Origin of the sequence: Mycobacterium sp. 4858 (assembly GCF_900240975.1) — a bacterium.
GTDB lineage: Bacteria > Actinomycetota > Actinomycetes > Mycobacteriales > Mycobacteriaceae > Mycobacterium.
In genome coordinates this window covers 1,291,212-1,308,080 of record NZ_LT968775.1, presented here as the reverse complement: position 1 = coordinate 1,308,080, position 16,869 = coordinate 1,291,212, and the positions used below count along the sequence as shown (strand labels likewise).

The 16,869-nt window shown below is 67.4% G+C and carries 14 protein-coding genes and 1 pseudogene; 13 read left to right on the top strand and 2 right to left on the bottom strand.

What is annotated here, in order from left to right; translation table 11 throughout:
* Nucleotides 1–144 precede the first annotated feature (144 nt).
* The 8 genes and pseudogenes from C1737_RS27075 (at nucleotide 145) to C1737_RS06120 (ending at nucleotide 7,304) form a co-directional block, all read left to right on the top strand.
* Nucleotides 145–417: pseudogene (locus tag C1737_RS27075) on the top strand (type VII secretion protein EsxI).
* 639 nt (nucleotides 418–1,056) lie between these two features.
* Nucleotides 1,057–2,313, top strand: a complete 1,257-nt coding sequence (locus C1737_RS06150; protein ID WP_102417514.1) for a PPE family protein — start codon at nucleotides 1,057–1,059, stop codon at nucleotides 2,311–2,313.
* Between the two features lie 67 nt (nucleotides 2,314–2,380).
* Nucleotides 2,381–3,793, top strand: a complete 1,413-nt coding sequence (locus tag C1737_RS06145) for a PPE family protein (RefSeq protein WP_102417513.1) — start codon at nucleotides 2,381–2,383, stop codon at nucleotides 3,791–3,793.
* 79 nt (nucleotides 3,794–3,872) lie between these two features.
* Nucleotides 3,873–4,196, top strand: coding sequence for a DUF732 domain-containing protein (locus C1737_RS06140; protein WP_068098566.1), 324 nt, complete (start codon nucleotides 3,873–3,875; stop codon nucleotides 4,194–4,196).
* 100 nt (nucleotides 4,197–4,296) lie between these two features.
* Nucleotides 4,297–4,617 (top strand): DUF732 domain-containing protein, encoded by a 321-nt coding sequence (locus C1737_RS06135; protein WP_067918767.1) that lies wholly within the window; start codon nucleotides 4,297–4,299, stop codon nucleotides 4,615–4,617.
* Between the two features lie 159 nt (nucleotides 4,618–4,776).
* On the top strand, nucleotides 4,777–5,493 hold the full coding sequence (locus C1737_RS06130; RefSeq protein WP_067918765.1) for an MgtC/SapB family protein: 717 nt from the start codon (nucleotides 4,777–4,779) through the stop codon (nucleotides 5,491–5,493).
* A gap of 100 nt (nucleotides 5,494–5,593) precedes the next feature.
* On the top strand, nucleotides 5,594–6,526 hold the full coding sequence (locus tag C1737_RS06125; protein ID WP_068098567.1) for a sterol desaturase family protein: 933 nt from the start codon (nucleotides 5,594–5,596) through the stop codon (nucleotides 6,524–6,526).
* Nucleotides 6,527–6,620: 94 nt separating this feature from the next.
* The gene (locus C1737_RS06120) at nucleotides 6,621–7,304 is read left to right on the top strand and encodes a hypothetical protein (RefSeq protein ID WP_068098568.1); all 684 of its coding nucleotides are present in this window, start codon (nucleotides 6,621–6,623) and stop codon (nucleotides 7,302–7,304) included.
* A 5-nt stretch (nucleotides 7,305–7,309) separates the two neighbouring features.
* Here the strand turns inward: C1737_RS06120 and C1737_RS06115 are convergent, their stop codons facing one another.
* A complete protein-coding gene (locus C1737_RS06115; protein ID WP_102417512.1) occupies nucleotides 7,310–7,765 on the bottom strand; it encodes a nitroreductase/quinone reductase family protein in 456 nt (151 codons plus the stop codon).
* A 112-nt stretch (nucleotides 7,766–7,877) separates the two neighbouring features.
* Here C1737_RS06115 and C1737_RS06110 point away from each other — a divergent pair, with 112 nt between their 5' ends.
* The 3 genes from C1737_RS06110 to C1737_RS06100 all read left to right on the top strand — a co-directional run bounded on the left by C1737_RS06110 (nucleotide 7,878) and on the right by C1737_RS06100 (nucleotide 10,698).
* Nucleotides 7,878–8,561, top strand: a complete 684-nt coding sequence (locus tag C1737_RS06110; RefSeq protein ID WP_197509067.1) for a TetR/AcrR family transcriptional regulator — start codon at nucleotides 7,878–7,880, stop codon at nucleotides 8,559–8,561.
* Between the two features lie 123 nt (nucleotides 8,562–8,684).
* Nucleotides 8,685–9,185 carry a VOC family protein gene (locus C1737_RS06105; RefSeq protein WP_102417511.1) on the top strand — a complete coding sequence of 167 codons (501 nt, stop codon included), beginning with the start codon at nucleotides 8,685–8,687 and terminating at the stop codon, nucleotides 9,183–9,185.
* Nucleotides 9,186–9,234: 49 nt separating this feature from the next.
* The gene (locus tag C1737_RS06100) at nucleotides 9,235–10,698 is read left to right on the top strand and encodes an FAD-binding protein (protein WP_102417510.1); all 1,464 of its coding nucleotides are present in this window, start codon (nucleotides 9,235–9,237) and stop codon (nucleotides 10,696–10,698) included.
* Between the two features lie 99 nt (nucleotides 10,699–10,797).
* Here the strand turns inward: C1737_RS06100 and C1737_RS06095 are convergent, their stop codons facing one another.
* Nucleotides 10,798–12,723 carry an ABC transporter ATP-binding protein/permease gene (locus C1737_RS06095; RefSeq protein ID WP_068098573.1) on the bottom strand — a complete coding sequence of 642 codons (1,926 nt, stop codon included), beginning with the start codon at nucleotides 12,721–12,723 and terminating at the stop codon, nucleotides 10,798–10,800.
* Nucleotides 12,724–12,816: 93 nt separating this feature from the next.
* Between C1737_RS06095 and C1737_RS06090 the strand changes: the two genes are divergently transcribed.
* Both C1737_RS06090 and secA2 read left to right on the top strand, forming a co-directional pair.
* On the top strand, nucleotides 12,817–14,460 hold the full coding sequence (locus C1737_RS06090) for an acetolactate synthase (RefSeq protein WP_068098574.1): 1,644 nt from the start codon (nucleotides 12,817–12,819) through the stop codon (nucleotides 14,458–14,460).
* A 52-nt stretch (nucleotides 14,461–14,512) separates the two neighbouring features.
* On the top strand, nucleotides 14,513–16,837 hold the full coding sequence (gene secA2 / locus C1737_RS06085; protein WP_102417509.1) for an accessory Sec system translocase SecA2: 2,325 nt from the start codon (nucleotides 14,513–14,515) through the stop codon (nucleotides 16,835–16,837).
* Nucleotides 16,838–16,869: the final 32 nt, after the last annotated feature.

Genomic DNA, 16,869 nt, shown 5'->3' with positions numbered 1-16,869 from the left:
ACCACCGCCACAGGCCCCCGGTGACACTCGAGAAACCACGCATGACCAGGGAAAACCGGCTCCCAGGAAACTGTCAGCAGCTAATCAGCGGCGGCGAGGAGTAGCCCGTTTACCCTTCGTGTTGATGAACGGTAGGGGAATGGCGTGACAACCAACCATCAATCCGGCGGCGCAGACGCCCATGCCGCCACCATTGGCGCCCGAGCGGCCTCGCCGGAAGCCGACGTCAGGCCGTCTTTCGCGATGTGCTTGCCGCCGGCGACTCCCGGGGCGGCGCCGGTTCGGTGGCCGGCCACCAGTCGGGCGACAAGACCCCCAGGCGGTCTACAAGCAGGTCAACGCCCACGGGCAGAAGGCACAGACCGCCGGAGCAACGTGTCCGGCACCGACGGCGCAGTCGGTTCCAATTGGGCGTAATCGAATGTGAGATCGAGGACGTAATTATTTCGGATTGACATGTGCGCCATGAGCTTGCGGGTCTGAACCGATCGACGTTTTGCGGCATTACCGCATGCGGCTTTTTTGTGCTTTTTTTCGCATGGAAATAGGAGGCTAGTACGGGCCGTTTCGACTCCGCGTAAACCTCGGTCAGAATTGATGTAGCGAATCGTCGCGATAGTGCCGATCCGTGGAATTCGTCATTCTAATTTGCGATTGTGAATCACCTCACAATCCGTTGCTAAGTTGTGCTTCAAATCGCTCTTAAGTCGCTCTTCCCGAATCGAAAGGAGTAGCTACAGACGCAGAGTTCTCACACCGAGGTACGCCGCGCTGACATTCATTATTTACATGTCGTTACCTTCCGGGAACGCCGACCGAATACAGTGCGGTGACAATTTCACTTACATTCGTGAAGCGGTGCGACGCTGGGCTGCGCACCAATCTTGGTGGGGCCTCAGATAAAGGAGAAAATGGTCAGTTGTCCGACACGTGTGAAATGAGCTCATGGTCTCGGTGGTGGATTTGATGCGTTTCATTAGAACCGAGGTTCGAATGCGGCCAGGGCAGCTAAGCCACGCCTACCATGGCGGCCACTTAGGGGACCGGAGGTAGTAGATGCTGGATTTCGGGGCGCTTCCGCCGGAGATCAACTCGGGGCGGATGTATGTCGGTGCGGGGTCGGGTCCGCTGCTCGCCGCCGCGGCGGCCTGGGACGAGTTGGCCGCGGAGTTGCAGGCCACCGGCGCGTCGTACAACTCGGCGGTCGAAGCGCTGGCGACGGGACCGTGGACGGGGCCGTCGTCGATAGCGATGGCCGCCGCCGCGGCGCCGTATGTGGCGTGGATTCACGCGACCGGGGCTCAGGCCGAAGCGACCGGCGCCCAGGCCAAGCTGGCCGCGGGCGCCTACGAGGCGGCTTTTGCGGCCACCGTGCCGCCGCCGGTGATCGCCGCCAACCGCGCGCTGCTGGCGACCTTGATTGCCACGAACATCCTCGGCCAGAACACTCCGGCGATGGCCGCCACCGAGGCCCAATACATGGAGATGTGGGCGCAGGACGCCGCCGCGATGTACGGCTACGCGGCCTCGTCGGCGACCGCGTCGCAGCTGACCCCGTTCGCCGAGCCACCCCAGACCACCAACCAGTCGGCCGCGCCGATGCAGGCGGCCGCGGTCACCCAGTCCAGTGCGCAGTCCAGCTCGAACACCGCCGCGCAGCTGTCCCAGCTGACCAGCTCGACGTCGACTGCGGTTCAGAACGCAACGACCGCCACCACGACGTCCACCTCGTCGTCAGGGCTGACGGTGCCAAGTGCCATCACGAACTGGAACGAGTTCTGGTCGGTTTTCACCGGGGTCTACTCGCCGCAGTCCTGGAGCACCATCCCCGGTGGACCGTTCCTGTCGTTCGGACAGGCCTACGCCTGGGGCCAGAATGGTCAGAGTGCCGCGGCCTACCTGTCGGGGCCGAAGGCGATATCCGGCGCGCTCGCCCCGCTGACCAACGGTGCCAGCGCCGTGCGGCCCATGCTCAGCTCCGCCGTGGGGCCGGTGTCGGGATCCATAGGTAAGGCGGCCCTGGTCGGCGGCATGTCGGTGCCCCAGGGCTGGACCGAAGCCGCCCCGACGATCCGGACGCTCGCCCAGGTGCTGCCCACCAACATGGCGGCCGTCCCGGCCGCCACGCTGTCCGGCGAAGAGGGCATGTTCAGCCAGATGGGTCTGTCCAGCCTGTTGGGCCGCGCCGTCGCCAGCAGCGCGACCCACTCGGTGGGCGGCGGTGCCGCAGCCGGCGGCGCACTGGGCGGCGCGGTCGCCGAGGCAGACCCCGCCGCGGCCACCATCATCGTGATCCCTTACATCGAGGAGTGACGGCCATGACCACGACGCACATCAGTCCAGCACCGTCCGCCCAAGCGCCCGAGTAGGGGAGACAACGATGTTTTACGGAGCCTTTCCGCCGGAGTTCAACTCGGGCCGGATGTACAGCGGGCCGGGAGCGGAGTCGCTGGTCGCCGCGGCGACTGCCTGGGAAAACCTGGCCACCGAATTGCAGTCCACCGCAACGTCCTACTCGTGGGTCATCTCGACACTGGCCGCCGGGCCGTGGGTAGGCCCGGCGTCGATCGCGATGACATCCGCCGCCGCGCCCTACGCGGCTTGGTTGCAGCAAACCGCGGCCCAAGCCGCGCAGACCGCGACCCAGGCCAACCAGGCGGCGACCGCCTACGAGACCGCGTTCGCCGCGCACGTGCCGCCGTCTGTGATCGCGGAGAATCGCGCTCTGCTGGCGCAGCTGGTGGCGACGAACGTCGTCGGCCAAAACACTGCCGCCATCGCGGCAAACGAGGCCGAATACAGCGAGATGTGGGCCCAAGACGCTACGGCTATGGACACCTACTTCGCGTCCTCAGCGACGACCACCAACAACTTGGCGCAGTTCACCGAGCCCCCTCAGACCACCAACGCCGCAAGCGCGACGACGCAAGCGGCCGCGGTGAGCCAGGCCACCAGCAGCTCGGCCGGCAAAGTCGCGTCCACGGTGAGCACCGCGGCCAGCACGAGCAGCACGGCCAGCACTTACACCGGTCCGCTGGCCTGGTTGGCACAGCTCGCGTCCGACTACAACTCGTTCTGGACGAACCTGTTGAACACCGTCCCGGGCGGGGCGAGCTTCTATACGGCCATGTACAACGCCGTCAAGGTGCCGTTGGGGCTGACCACGCAGTTCAACGACATCGGGCTGCTGATCAACTTCCCCCTGTCGCAGTGGCTGAAATTCGCCCCGCCCATCGCCTACGGTGCCCTGCCGAAGGACGCACTCGGGGCCGGGCTCGGGGCGTTGGGCTTCGGCCGCGGCACGCTGTACAGCGCGATCAGCCCGATAGCGAGCATGGGCAACGCCGGCACCCTGGTGGGCAAGCTGTCGGTTCCGCCCAGCTGGGCCACCTCCACGCCGGCCATCCGCACGGTGGCCGCCGCGCTGTCGGCCGCCGGGCCGGAGGCGGTGCCCGCGGCCGCACTGGGCGAGGGCGGCCTGTTCAGTTCCATGGGGATGGCGGGGATGCTGGGAAGCGCGCTCGGCGCCGGGGGACCCACCCTGGTCGGTGCCGGTGTGCGCAACCGGATGAAGCCGATCAAGGACCTCAAGGACCCACAGTCGCCCGAACAGCTCAAGCGTCTGGTCGCGCAGATCTCAGAGAAACCGGAAACGGTGCAGCACCACAACGTCGACCAGGAAGGTCTCGACACCCTGCTCGAGCAGCTGGCGAAGAAACCCGGCATCCACGCGGTGCATCTGAAGAAGGGCGACAAGGCCAAAGTCGTGCCCGACGCCGCGCAATTGGGTTAGGCGGCAACGTTGTTCATCGGTCGACTGGGCGAGTCCCGCCGTCAACGCGTCTTCCCGTCGGCATGAGAGAAGGTAGGAAATGAAACGGCTTCTAGCGCTTCTGGGCGTCCCCCTCGTGATCGGCCTGGCCGCACCGGCATACGCGGGCCCTCCGCCGGAACCCGACGGTGATGACGGCGCGTTCCTCGCCGCCCTGCATCAGGCCGGCTTCACCTTCGCCAGCCCGGATGCGGCCGTCGGCGCCGGCCGGGCGGTGTGTTCGTGCCTCAACAACGGTGAATCGGGCCTGGAGTTGGTGCACGACGTGAAGACGCACAATCCCGGGATGGACATGGAGATGGCATCCAACTTCGCGATGATCTCGGCGAAGTACTACTGCCCACACCAACTCAGCAAGGCCTGACGTGCGGCGGTGATCGTCGAATTAGCTTGAGAGGTAACGGGCTTCAGCGATCTCAATGCCGCGCTGCGCACAACACTTCGACATGGGACAATGCCCAGCTATGAGGCTGCTGGTGGCGCTGATCGTTGGTTGCGCCGTGATCATGCTCGCCGCGCCCGCGTACGGCGACCCCGATACCGGTGGCGTCGACGAGTCGAGCTTTCTCGCGTCGCTGAGCAGCGCGGGTATCACCTACAAGACGTCCGACGCGGCCGTCCAGTTCGCCAAAGCGGTGTGCGAGTCGATGGGCAACGGCGAGTACGGCCCCCAGATGGTCAACGAACTCAAAGCCCAAAACCCCGGACTCACCACCGATCACGCAACGTCGTTTCTGGCGATCGCCGCGAAGTACTACTGCCCCCAGCAACTCAACAAGAGCTAGCTGGGCGCGACCACAACAGTCGGCCGGTTGCTCGCAGGTTTCGCGCGCGTGGACGCCGTGCGTCTGATTGGGTTGTGGTCCACCCGCCGTTCACCTGGGCCTGGTTAGCTGCGGCTACAGCGGCCGTGCGAGGCCGGGAACGAGGGGGAGGGAGTGCCGGTGGAGACGCTGAGCGTCGCCGATTTCGCGCTCCGGCTTGCCGTCGGGGTGGGCTGCGGCGCCCTCATCGGTCTGGAGCGGCAATGGCGGGCGCGGCGAGCCGGCCTGCGCACGAACGCGCTGGTCGCCGGCGGCGCGACGTTGTTCGTTCTGTACGCCGCCGCCACCACGGACACCAGCCCCACCAGGGTCGCCTCCTACGTGGTGTCCGGTATCGGATTCCTCGGCGGTGGGGTAATCCTGCGTGAAGGGGTCAACGTCCGGGGCCTCAACACCGCCGCCACCCTGTGGTGTTCGGCCGCGATCGGCGTCCTGGCGGCGTCCGGCCACCTGGTCTTCGCGTTGATCGGCACCGGGACGGTGATCGGCATCCACGTGCTCGGACGCCCGCTGGGCCGACTGATCGACCGCGACAACACCGGCGACGAGGACGAAAGCCTGCGGCCCTACCTGGTGCAGGTGATCTCTCGCCCGAAACACGAGAAGTACGCACGCGCCCAGATCGTGCAGCACGCGAGCAGCAACGACATCACGCTGCGCGGAATCCACACCGGTCAGGCAGGCGAAGACGAGATCACGTTGACTGCGCACCTACTCATGGACGGGGACGCCCCATCCCGGCTGGAGCGGCTGGTGGCGGAGCTGTCCCTGCAGCCCGGAGTACGGGCGGTGCAGTGGTACGCAGGCGACGAAGCACGATCGGACGGGCGCGGCTAGCGCCGTTTGCTGCAGTTTTGGTCGATGTCGGTCTCAGCATGGGCCGCATACCGGACCAAGGGAACCCGGCCGTCCCGCCGCTCGTCGTAGTCTTATCCCTGTGAGTACGGTCTCAGGCTTTGTGTCGGCGCTGCCCCCGCAGATGCGGGATCCGGTGCTGCTCGCCATTCCTTTCTTCTTGTTGCTGTTGACGCTGGAATGGACGGCGGCGCGGAAGCTGAAAAGCATCGCCGAGGACGGGCGGCCCGTCGCGGGCGCGTACCTCACCCGCGACTCACTGGCCAGCATCTCGATGGGACTGGTTTCGGTGGGCACCACCGCGGCGTGGAAGACCCTGGCCCTGTTCGGCTACGCGGCGATCTACGCCTATCTGGCGCCCTGGCAACTCTCGGCGGGCCGGTGGTACACGTGGGTCATCGCACTCCTCGGTGTCGACCTGCTGTACTACGCCTACCACCGGATCGCGCACCGGGTGCGGTTGATCTGGGCGACGCACCAGGCTCATCACTCGAGCGAATACTTCAACTTCGCCACCGCGCTGCGCCAGAAGTGGAACAACAGCGGCGAGATCCTGATGTGGGTTCCCTTGCCGCTGTTGGGAATTCCGCCCTGGATGGTGTTCTTCAGTTTCTCCATCAGCCTGATCTACCAGTTCTGGGTGCACACCGAACGGATCGACAAGCTGCCACGGCCCTTCGAATTCCTGTTCAACACCCCGTCCCACCATCGGGTGCACCACGGGATGGACCAGATCTATCTCGACAAGAACTACGGCGGCATCCTCATCATCTGGGACCGGCTCTTCGGCAGCTTCCAGGCCGAGCTGTTCCGCCCGCATTACGGGCTGACCAAGCAGGTCGACACGTTCAACATCTGGAAGCTGCAGACCCGCGAGTACGTCGCGATCGCCCGGGACTGGCGATCGGCGACCCGCCTGCGCGATCGGTTGGGCTACGTGTTCGGCCCACCGGGCTGGGTCCCGCGCACCGCGGGCCACCCGGAGGCGGCCCTTCCCCTCGCGGCGACGCCGTAACGCGGGCGGCCGACGGCGCGAAGACTTCTGCGTAACCGAAAGTCACGCCGTAATCTCAAATCGGTCGAGATTTGGCCCCGACGGATCGGAGTTCATGGTGCGTCGCCTGGCAATGCGCGCATTCACCGCGTCGGTCACCGTCGCCGCGCTCGCGCAATCCGTGCCGCCTGCGCCGGCTCAAGCTGACCCCGTCGCGGTCTATCCGGGCATGGAGATCCATCAGGGCAACCGCGTCTGCACGCTGGGCTACGTCGACCCCGGCCTGAAGATCGCGTTCACCGCGGGGCACTGCCGGGGTGGCGAGGGGGTCGTCACCGACCGAGGCGGCGCGGTCATCGGCCGCCTGGCGGCCTTCCGGGACAACACGCCCAGCGGTACGACGGTGGCCACCGACCAGTTGATCACCGACTACGAGGCGATCGTGCTGGACAACGGCGTGATGGCGAACAACGTCCTGCCGGGCGGGCGTCCACTGATCTCGAATCCGGCGGCCGCGCTCGCGCCGGGACAGGCGATCTGCCATTTCGGCGTGAGCACCGGCGAGACCTGCGGGACCGTGGAAAGCGTGAACAACGGCTGGTTCACCATGTCGCACGGCGTCCAGAGCCACAACGGCGACTCCGGCGGCCCGGTGTACCTGCCCTCGAGCGCCGGTCCCGGGCTGTTGGTGGGGATCTTCAACAGTGTCTGGGGTGACTTCCCGGCGGCGGTGTCGTGGCGGGCCACCTCCGAAGAGGTCCGCGAGGATCTCGGGGTGGCGCGCGGGGGCGCCCGCTAGGCCATTCAGCGAGTCGCGTCGGCCTCCGCGAGGGCGAACACCGGGATCGTCGGCGCGGCGGCCCGGAACTGCTCCTCGGTGCTGTCCGGCGTCAGCCCCGCGGCGTAGCCCTTGACTTGCCAATACCAGCGGTCCAGATAGCGCCGCAGCAGCTCCGGCTTTGCCGAGTCGGCAACCTCGCTGGCCCGGGCGCGGCGCCTCCGCCAGCGGGGGCCCGTCTCGACCACGCCCGCGGCTCTGACGTTGCGTGCCCACTGGGTGTCGCCCCGGGGTGAGACCAGATAACCCACGCCGTCGACGGTGAGCAGGTTGATGACCACCGACCGCGGCTTGCCGCTCTTTCGCCCGCGGACCCGCAGCGCGCGCGTCCCGGCGATGCTGACGCCCAGCTCGGCAAGCCAGCGGATCACCGCGTTGGCGGCCCGCGCGAGACCGTTCGGCTCTTCGTATCGCGTCGACATGTCGTGTCCTCTCTGCGAATAAAAAGAGAGCAGTGCTCTCTAGAACGCGCACGATGCCACAATCCTGCGCAGAAAGCAAGAGCAGTGATCTCGGTTGTGCCAGACTGGCCGTGTGGGCAAACGCCAGGAAACGCGGGAGCAAATCGAGGCCCGCATCATCCAGCTGGGCCGCCAGCAGTTGGTCGACCGCGGCGCGGCCGGGTTGTCCGTGCGCGCGATCGCCCGGGACCTCGGCATGGTGTCGTCGGCCGTGTACCGGTACGTGTCCAGCCGGGACGAACTGCTGACCCTGCTGCTGGTCGACGCCTATACGGACCTTGCCGACTCCGTCGACCGTGCCCGCGAGGCTGTCGGGGATCTCTGGAGTGACGATGTCGTGGCTATTTCCCGGGCGGCGCGGCGATGGGCCGTCGCGCACCCGGCCCGCTGGGCTCTGCTGTACGGCAGCCCCGTGCCCGGGTATCACGCTCCGCCCGAGCGCACCGTCGCCGTGGGGACCAGAGTGGTGGCCGCCTTCTTCGACGCCGTGGCGTCGGGGATTGCCACCGGCGACATCCGGCTCACCGATGCCGTTGCGCCCCAACCCATGTCGTCGGACTTCGACCGGATCCGCCAGGAATTCGGGTTTCCCGGCGATGACGAGGTCGTCGCTAAGTGCTTCCTGCTCTGGGCGGGCGTGTTGGGTGCGATCAGCCTCGAGGTGTTCGGCCAATACGGCGCCGACACCGTGACCGACCCGGAGGCGGTTTTCGACGCCCAGCTTCGGCTGCTGGTCGACATGTTGGCCCGACATTGACGGTTGCGCGGGGCGCGAAATAGAACATGTTCACCCGGCTCCGGTGTGACCGCGGCGGCTCGTCACGGCAAAGTTGCCGCGGGCCTTCCTGGGGGCCGAGCCACTGGACTATCCTGCGAGACGATGACCCTTCCCGTTCAATCGCCGACGCAGATCGCGTGGGTCACCACCGACCTTGCCGCCACGGAAACCGCGCTCACCGGCATGTTAGGCGTGCGCAAGTGGGTCCGGATCCCCGACGTACACTTTGCTCCGGACTCCTGCAGCTACCGAGGCAAGCCGGCCGATTTCGTCGCCAGCATCTCACTGAGCTACCTCGGCGACATGCAGCTGGAGCTGATCCAACCGGTCCGTGGCGAGAACATCTATAGTGACTTTCTGCGCGAATCCGGGCCCGGCCTGCACCACATCTGCATGGAGGTGGAAAGCCCCGAGCAGTTCGAGGCCGCGTTGGCAGAGTCGGCGCGATTCGGGGCGAAAGTGGTGCAGCAAGGTGTGATGCCCGGCGGGATCCAGTTCGGTTACGTATCGGCGCCGCAGGCGGCGGTGCCGTTCGTGGAGATCGCCTACATTGCGCCCGAGATGAGGGCGTTCTACGACTACATCAAACAGGAGCAGCGGTGAGCCGCGCCGGCGACGATGCAGAACGCAGTGATGAAGAGGAGTGGCGCAAATGAGCACCGAGATACCGACAACGGTCAGCGCGGACGACGTCACGTCGTGGTCCGATGACGTCGACGTGGTCGTGGTCGGCTTCGGCATCGCGGGCGGATGCGCCGCCGTCAGTGCTGCGGCGGCCGGGGCGCGGGTGCTGGTGCTGGAGCGCGCCGCGGCGGCGGGCGGCACCACGTCGCTTGCCGGGGGCCACTTCTACCTCGGTGGCGGAACGGCGGTTCAGGAGGCGACCGGTCACCCCGACTCGCCCGAGGAGATGTACAACTACCTGGTCGCCGTGTCCCGCCAGCCCGACCACGACAAGATCCGCGCCTACTGCGAGGGCAGCGTCGAGCATTTCAACTGGCTGGAAGAGTTGGGTTTTCAATTCGAGCGCAGTTACTTCCCGGGCAAGGCGGTCATTCAGCCCAACACCGAGGGCCTGATGTTCACCGGCAACGAGAAGGTGTGGCCGTTCCTGGAGAAGGCGGTGCCGGCGCCGCGCGGCCACAAGGTGCCGGTGCCCGGCGACACCGGCGGCGCCAGCATGGTGATCGACCTGCTGCTCAAGCGCGCCGCGAGCCTGGGCGTGCAGATCCGGTACGAGACGGGCGCCACCGAGCTCATCGTCGACGGTTCCGGCGCGGTGAGCGGTGTCATGTGGAAGCAGTTCTCCGAAACCGGTGCGGTCAAGGCAAAGTCGGTGATCATCGCTGCGGGCGGGTTCGTGATGAACCCGGAGATGGTGGCCGAGTACACCCCGAAGCTGGCCGAGAAACCGTTCGTGCTGGGCAATACCTACGACGACGGCCTGGGCATCCGCATGGGCGTCTCGGCGGGCGGCGCCACCGAACACATGGACCAGATCTTCATCACGGCCCCGCCTTACCCGCCGTCGATCCTGTTGACGGGAATCATCGTCAACAAGCTCGGACGGCGCTTCGTCGCCGAGGATTCGTACCACTCGAGGACTTCCGGGTTCATCATGGACCAGCCGGACAGCGCGGCGTTCCTCATCGTCGACGAGGCGCACCTGGAGCACCCCAAGATGCCGCTGGTCCCGCTGATCGACGGATGGGAGACCGTCACGGAAATGGAAGCCGCGCTTGGCATTCCGGAGGGCAACCTGATAGCGACGCTGGACCGTTACAACGCCAACGCCGCCCGCGGCGAGGACCCCGACTTCCACAAACAGCCCGAATTCCTTGCCGCGCAAGACCAGGGGCCCTGGGGCGCGTTCGACATGTCACTGGGGAAGGCGATGTACGCCGGTTTCACCATTGGTGGGCTCGCCACGTCCGTGGATGGCGAGGTGTTGCGTCAGGACGGTGCTGTGGTGCCGGGCTTGTATGCGGCCGGGGCCTGCGCGTCGAACATCGCCCAGGACGGCAAGGGCTACGCCAGCGGGACGCAGCTGGGGGAGGGATCGTTCTTCGGCCGCCGCGCCGGAGCGCACGCGGCCGGCAGGGCCGGGGGCGCGTAGGCGCGTGACGACCCGGCGCCGGAGCGCACGCGGCCGGCAGGGCCGGGGGCGCGTAGGCGCGTGACGACCCGGCGCCGGAGCGCACGCGGCCGGCAGCTGTTAGACCGGGGCGGGTTCCTTCTTTTCCTCCACGGGGCCAAGCCGCCACGGGCCGCCGCCGAGCAACTGCAGCTCTTGTTCGTGGTGCTGTTCGACCGTGGGCCGATGACTGACGCTGACCACCACGCAGTCCGGCAATTCGGTCCGCAGGAGTTGGTACAGCGCGAATTCCAGCCCCTCGTCGAGCGCCGAGGTGGCCTCGTCGAGGAATACCGCCTTGGGTTTGGTCAGCAGGATGCGCGCGAAGGCGACACGTTGCTGCTCGCCGGGTGAAAGCACCTTGGCCCAGTCCCGCTCTTCGTCGAGCCGGTCGAGCAGTGGCGCCAGGGCGACTTTGGTGAGTACCTCCCGCAGTTCGTCATCGGAGATGCCGTCCGGGGAATTCGGGTAGCAGACCACGGTGCGCAGGCTGCCCAGCGGCACGTAGGGCAACTGCGACAGGAACATCGTCGCGTTGTCGCCGTCCGGGCGGCACAGGGTGCCGGAGGCGTACGGCCACAACTCAGCCAGACTGCGCAGCAGCGTGGTCTTGCCGGCGCCGGAGCGACCGGTGATCACCAGCGAATCCCCTTCGGCGAGTTGCACATCCAGCGGGTCGATCAGCCGGTCACCGGCCGGGGTGCGCACCTCGAGGTCGCGAAGCTCGACGGCGGTCTCTTCGCTCGGCTTGACCAGTATGGTCGGCAGCGCGCGCCCCTTCTCGTTGGCATCGACGAGGCCGTGCAACCGGATGATCGACGCCCGGAAGGCGGCGAAGGCGTCGTAGTTGTTGCGGAAGAACGACAGCGAATCCTGAATATTGCCAAAGGCGGTCGCGCTTTGACCCACGTCGCCGAAATCGATCCGGCCGGCGAACAGCCGCGGCGCCTGAATCACCCACGGCAACGGCACGATCGCCTGCGAGACCGACCAGTTCCATCCGTTGAAGATGATGGTTCGGCGGACGAACTTGCGGTAGTTGTCGATGATCGGGGTGAAGCGCCGCCACAGCTGCGTCCGCTCCACGCGCTCGCCGCGGTAGAAACCCACGGCCTCCGCAGCGTCACGCAATCGCACCAGGGCGTACCGGAACGCGGCGTTGAGCCTCTCGTTGTCGAAGCTGAGCCGAATCAGGGGATGGCCCAACCAGATCGCCACCACCGTGGCGACCAGCACGTAAACCAGCACCGTCCAGAACATCGCGCGTGGCAGGTCAACGCCGAGCACGGTGAGATTTCCGGACAGGTTCCACAGAATCGCGGCGAAGGAAATCACCGAGGCCACGGCGTTGACGGCCCCGAACAGCAAGGTGCTGCCGGTGCCGTTGGACGGGATGTTCGGGGTGCCGCCCGCATTGGCGGTGAAGATGTCGATGTCCTGCTGGATGCGCTGGTCGGGGTTGTCGATGGTGTGGTCGATGAACAGGTCGCGGTAGTAGGCCCGCCCGGCGAGCCAGTCGTCGGTGAGATTCGCCGTCAGCCACATGCGCCAGGCGATGATGAACCGCTGCGTCAGGTAGATGTCGATCATGAACCGGACGACGTACAGGACCGCCAGCACGCTGAAGATCGCGATCGACATCCAGAAGCCGTGAATCCCGGACTGTTTGACCGCGTCGTCGTCGGCGGCGAGACCCTGCACCGCCTTCTGAACCGCGGTGTACAGGTCGTTGCCCTGGTAGCTGAGCAACACCATGAGCCGCACCGACAGGAGTACCGACAGCAACAGCACGCCCAGCATCAGCCACACGCGCACGCTGTGGGCCCCGACGAAGTACCCGCGGGTGATCCGCCAGAACTGCCGGCCCCACGGCGTGAGGTACCTGAAGGCGACCAGCACGATGAAGAGCACCACCGCGCTGACGAGCCATGCGATGGCCACCCACCGCAAGGAATCGATGGTGGCCGTCGACCAGTCGATCGAGGGCTTGAACGGCTTTGGGCCCATGGTCGCTGTCTCCTCACGGTCGCGCTGATGGACTCTGCTGGAACTTGAAATCCTCCGGCGAAGGTACCCGAAGGATCTGGATAGGCTGCGGTTATGAGCACCGACGCCATCCCCACTCAAACATTGCACGCCGGCCGGCTCATCGCGCGGCGCCTGCGGGCCAGCGGTGTCGACACCGTGTTCACGTTGTCCGGCGGCCACCTGTTCTCGCTCTACGACGGCTGCCGAGCGGAGGGCGTGCGGCTGATCGACACCCGGCATGAGCAGACCGCGGCCTTCGCCGCCGAGGGCTGGTCGAAAGTGACGCGGGTTCCCGGTGTCGCCGCGCTCACCGCCGGGCCGGGCGTCACCAACGGGATGAGCGCGATGGCGGCCGCGCAGCAGAACCAGTCGCCGCTCGTCGTGCTGGGCGGGCGAGCGCCCGCGGGGCGGTGGGGCATGGGCTCGCTGCAGGAGATCGACCACGTGCCGTTCGTGGCGCCGCTGGCCCGCTTCGCCGCCACGGCGCAGTCGGCCGAGGATGCGGGGCGGCTCGTCGACGAGGCGTTGCGGGCGGCGGTCGGCGCCCCGTCGGGCGTCGGCTTCGTCGACTTCCCCATGGACCACGTGTTTTCGATGTCCGAGGATCACGGCGGCCCCGGCGCCCTCGCCGACCTGCCGCCGGGGCCGCCCCCCGACGGCGACTCGCTCGGCCGCGCCGCCGGTCTGCTGTCCACGGCGAAGCGGCCGGTGATCATGGCCGGCACCAACGTCTGGTGGGGACGCGGGGAGGCGGCCCTGCTGCGTCTCGCCGAGGAACTGCAGATCCCGGTGTTGATGAACGGGATGGCCCGCGGCGCGGTGCCCGCCGATCATCCGCTGGCGTTCTCCCGGGTGCGCGGAAAAGCGTTGGGCGAGGCCGATGTTGCGCTGATCGTCGGGGTGCCCATGGACTTCCGGCTCGGCTTCGGCGCCGTGTTCGGGCCGCAAACCCGGCTCATCGTGGTGGACCGGGCCGAACCCGAGCGCAAACATCCCCGGCCGGTCGAAGCCGAGCTCTACGGGGACCTGTTGTCGACGCTGGCGGCACTGGCCGCCGGCGGCGGGACCGATCACCGGGGCTGGATCGACGAGCTACGGACGGCCGAGACCGCGGCGCGCGGCAAGGAGAAGACGGAGCTCGCCGACGATCGCATCCCGCTGCATCCCATGCGGGTGTACGCGGAGCTCGCCCCGATGCTGGACCGCGACGCCATCGTCGTCATCGACGGGGGCGATTTCGGCTCCTACGCCGGACGGGTGATCGACAGCTACCTACCCGGCTGCTGGCTGGACAGCGGCCCCTTCGGGTGCCTCGGCTCGGGCCCCGGCTACGCCCTGGCCGCCAAGCTGGCCCGGCCGGACCGTCAGGTCGTCCTGCTGCAGGGTGACGGCGCGTTCGGCTTCAGTGGCATGGAGTGGGACACCCTGGTACGGCACAACGTGCCCGTCGTCTCGGTGATCGGCAACAACGGAATCTGGGGGCTGGAGAAGCACCCGATGGAGGCGTTGTACGGCTATTCGGTGGTGGCCGAACTGCGCCCGGGAACCCGCTACGACGAGGTGGTGCGCGCCCTCGGCGGCCACGGCGAGCTGGTCTCCGCCCCGGCCGAGCTGCGGCCCGCGCTGGAACGCGCCTTCGGCAGCGGCCTGCCCGCCGTCGTCAACGTCCTCACCGACCCCAACGTGGCGTATCCCCGCCGCTCCAACCTGGCGTGAACCGCGTGTCGCGTACGGACACGCACGCTGGCGGGTCGCGTACCGTTGACCTGTGTCAAAGACCACCCGCCCACAACCCGGCCGCCTGAGCAGCCGTTTTTGGCGACTGCTCGGCGCCAGCACCGAGAAGAACCGCAGCCGATCCCTCGGCCAGGTCACCGACTCGTCCGAATACGACGAGGAAGCCGCAGGCCTCACCGACGAGCAGCTGCGCAAGGCCGCCGGGCTGCTCAACCTCGACGACCTCGCCGAGTCCGAGGACATCCCGCAGTTCCTCGCCATCGCCCGGGAGGCGGCCGAGCGATCGACGGCCCTACGTCCGTTTGACGTGCAGCTGCTCGGGGCGCTGCGCATGCTCGCGGGCGACGTCATCGAAATGGCCACCGGTGAGGGCAAGACGCTCTCCGGGGCGATCGCGGCGGCCGGCTACGCGCTGGCCGGGCGGCACGTCCACGTGGTGACCATCAACGACTACCTGGCCCGCCGCGACGCGGAGTGGATGGGCCCGCTGATCGAGGCGATGGGGTTGACGGTCGGCTGGATCACCGCCGAATCGACCAGCGAGGAGCGCCGCGCCGCCTACGGCTGCGACGTCACCTACGCCTCGGTCAACGAGATCGGCTTCGACGTGCTGCGCGACCAACTCGTGGTCGACGTCGACGACCTGGTGTCGCCCAATCCCGACGTGGCGCTGATCGACGAGGCCGACTCGGTGCTGGTCGACGAGGCGTTGGTGCCGCTGGTGCTGGCGGGCACGACGCACCGGGAGACGCCACGGCTGGAGATCATCAAGCTGGTCGGCGAGTTGGAGGCCGGGACCGACTACGACACCGACTCCGACAGCCGCAACGTCCATTTGACCGACGTCGGCGCCCGCAAAGTGGAGAAGGCGCTCGGCGGCATCGACCTCTACTCCGAGGAGCACGTCGGCACGACCCTGACGGAGGTGAACGTCGCCCTGCACGCGCACGTGCTGTTGCAGCGCGACGTGCACTACATCGTCCGGGACGACGCGGTGCACCTGATCAACGCCGCCCGCGGCCGGATCGCCCAACTGCAGCGCTGGCCGGACGGCCTGCAGGCCGCCGTCGAGGCGAAGGAGGGGATCGAGACCACCGAAACCGGCGAAGTGCTCGACACGATCACGGTGCAGGCGCTGATCAACCGCTACGAAACCGTGTGCGGCATGACCGGCACCGCGCTGGCCGCCGGAGAACAGCTGCGCCAGTTCTACAAGCTCGGCGTGTCCCCAATCCCGCCGAATGAGCCCAACGTTCGCGAGGACGAGTCCGACCGCGTCTACATCACGGCCGCGGCCAAGAACGACGCGATCGTCGCGCACATCGCCGAGGTGCACGAGACCGGGCAGCCGGTGCTGGTCGGCACCCGCGACGTGGCCGAATCGGAGGAACTGCACGAGCGGCTGCTGCGCCGCGGCGTGCCCGCGGTGGTGCTCAACGCGAAGAACGACGCCGAGGAGGCCGAGGTCATCGCCGAGGCCGGCAAGTTCGGTGTGGTCACCGTGTCGACGCAGATGGCGGGGCGGGGCACCGACATTCGGCTCGGGGGCTCCGACGAGGCCGACCACGACAGGGTCGCCGAGCTCGGCGGGCTGCACGTGGTGGGTACCGGCCGGCACCACACCGAGCGACTGGACAACCAGTTGCGCGGGCGCGCCGGTCGCCAGGGCGACCCGGGGTCGTCGGTGTTCTTCTCGAGTTGGGAAGACGACGTCGTGGCGGCCAACCTCGACCACAACAAGCTGCCCATGGAGACCGACGAGGATGGCCGGATCGTCAGCCCCAAGGCGGCCGGGCTGCTCGACCACGCCCAGCGCGTCGCCGAGGGCCGGATGCTGGACGTGCACGCCAACACCTGGCGTTACAACCAGCTCATCGCCCAACAGCGCGCCATCATCGTCGATCGACGAAACACGTTGCTGCGCACCCCAACCGCGCGCGAGGAGCTCGCCGAACTGGCGCCCAAGCGGTACAAGGAGCTGGCTGGGGACATCCCCGAAGATCGGCTCGAGACCATCTGCAGGCAGATCATGCTGTATCACCTCGACCGCGGCTGGGCCGACCACCTGGCGTACCTGGCCGACATCCGGGAGAGCATCCACCTGCGGGCACTGGGGCGGCAGAACCCGCTGGACGAGTTCCACCGGTTGGCGGTCGACGCGTTCGCGTCGCTGGCCGCCGACGCGATCGAGGCCGCGCAGCAGACATTCGAGACCGCCAACGTCCTGGAAGAGGAACAGGGGCTGGATCTTTCCAAGCTGGCCCGGCCGACGTCGACGTGGACCTACATGGTCAACGACAACCCGCTGTCGGATGACACGCTGTCGACGCTGAGCCTGCCCGGCGTCTTCCGCTAGTCCGGAGGGTGGCTCGGGCGCCGAGTGTGCGT

Bases quoted from the DNA above. Each gene is read 5' to 3' on its own strand.
- C1737_RS06090 (WP_068098574.1), top strand. From the start codon at position 12,817: ATGAGCACCGACGCCATCCCCACTCAAACATTGCACGCCGGCCGGCTC.
- C1737_RS06140 (WP_068098566.1), top strand. From the start codon at position 3,873: ATGAAACGGCTTCTAGCGCTTCTGGGCGTCCCCCTCGTGATCGGCCTG.
- C1737_RS06145 (WP_102417513.1), top strand. From the start codon at position 2,381: ATGTTTTACGGAGCCTTTCCGCCGGAGTTCAACTCGGGCCGGATGTAC.
- C1737_RS06135 (WP_067918767.1), top strand. From the start codon at position 4,297: ATGAGGCTGCTGGTGGCGCTGATCGTTGGTTGCGCCGTGATCATGCTC.
- C1737_RS06115 (WP_102417512.1), bottom strand. From the start codon at position 7,765: ATGTCGACGCGATACGAAGAGCCGAACGGTCTCGCGCGGGCCGCCAAC.
- C1737_RS06095 (WP_068098573.1), bottom strand. From the start codon at position 12,723: ATGGGCCCAAAGCCGTTCAAGCCCTCGATCGACTGGTCGACGGCCACC.
- C1737_RS06105 (WP_102417511.1), top strand. From the start codon at position 8,685: ATGACCCTTCCCGTTCAATCGCCGACGCAGATCGCGTGGGTCACCACC.
- C1737_RS06100 (WP_102417510.1), top strand. From the start codon at position 9,235: ATGAGCACCGAGATACCGACAACGGTCAGCGCGGACGACGTCACGTCG.
- C1737_RS06150 (WP_102417514.1), top strand. From the start codon at position 1,057: ATGCTGGATTTCGGGGCGCTTCCGCCGGAGATCAACTCGGGGCGGATG.
- C1737_RS06120 (WP_068098568.1), top strand. From the start codon at position 6,621: ATGGTGCGTCGCCTGGCAATGCGCGCATTCACCGCGTCGGTCACCGTC.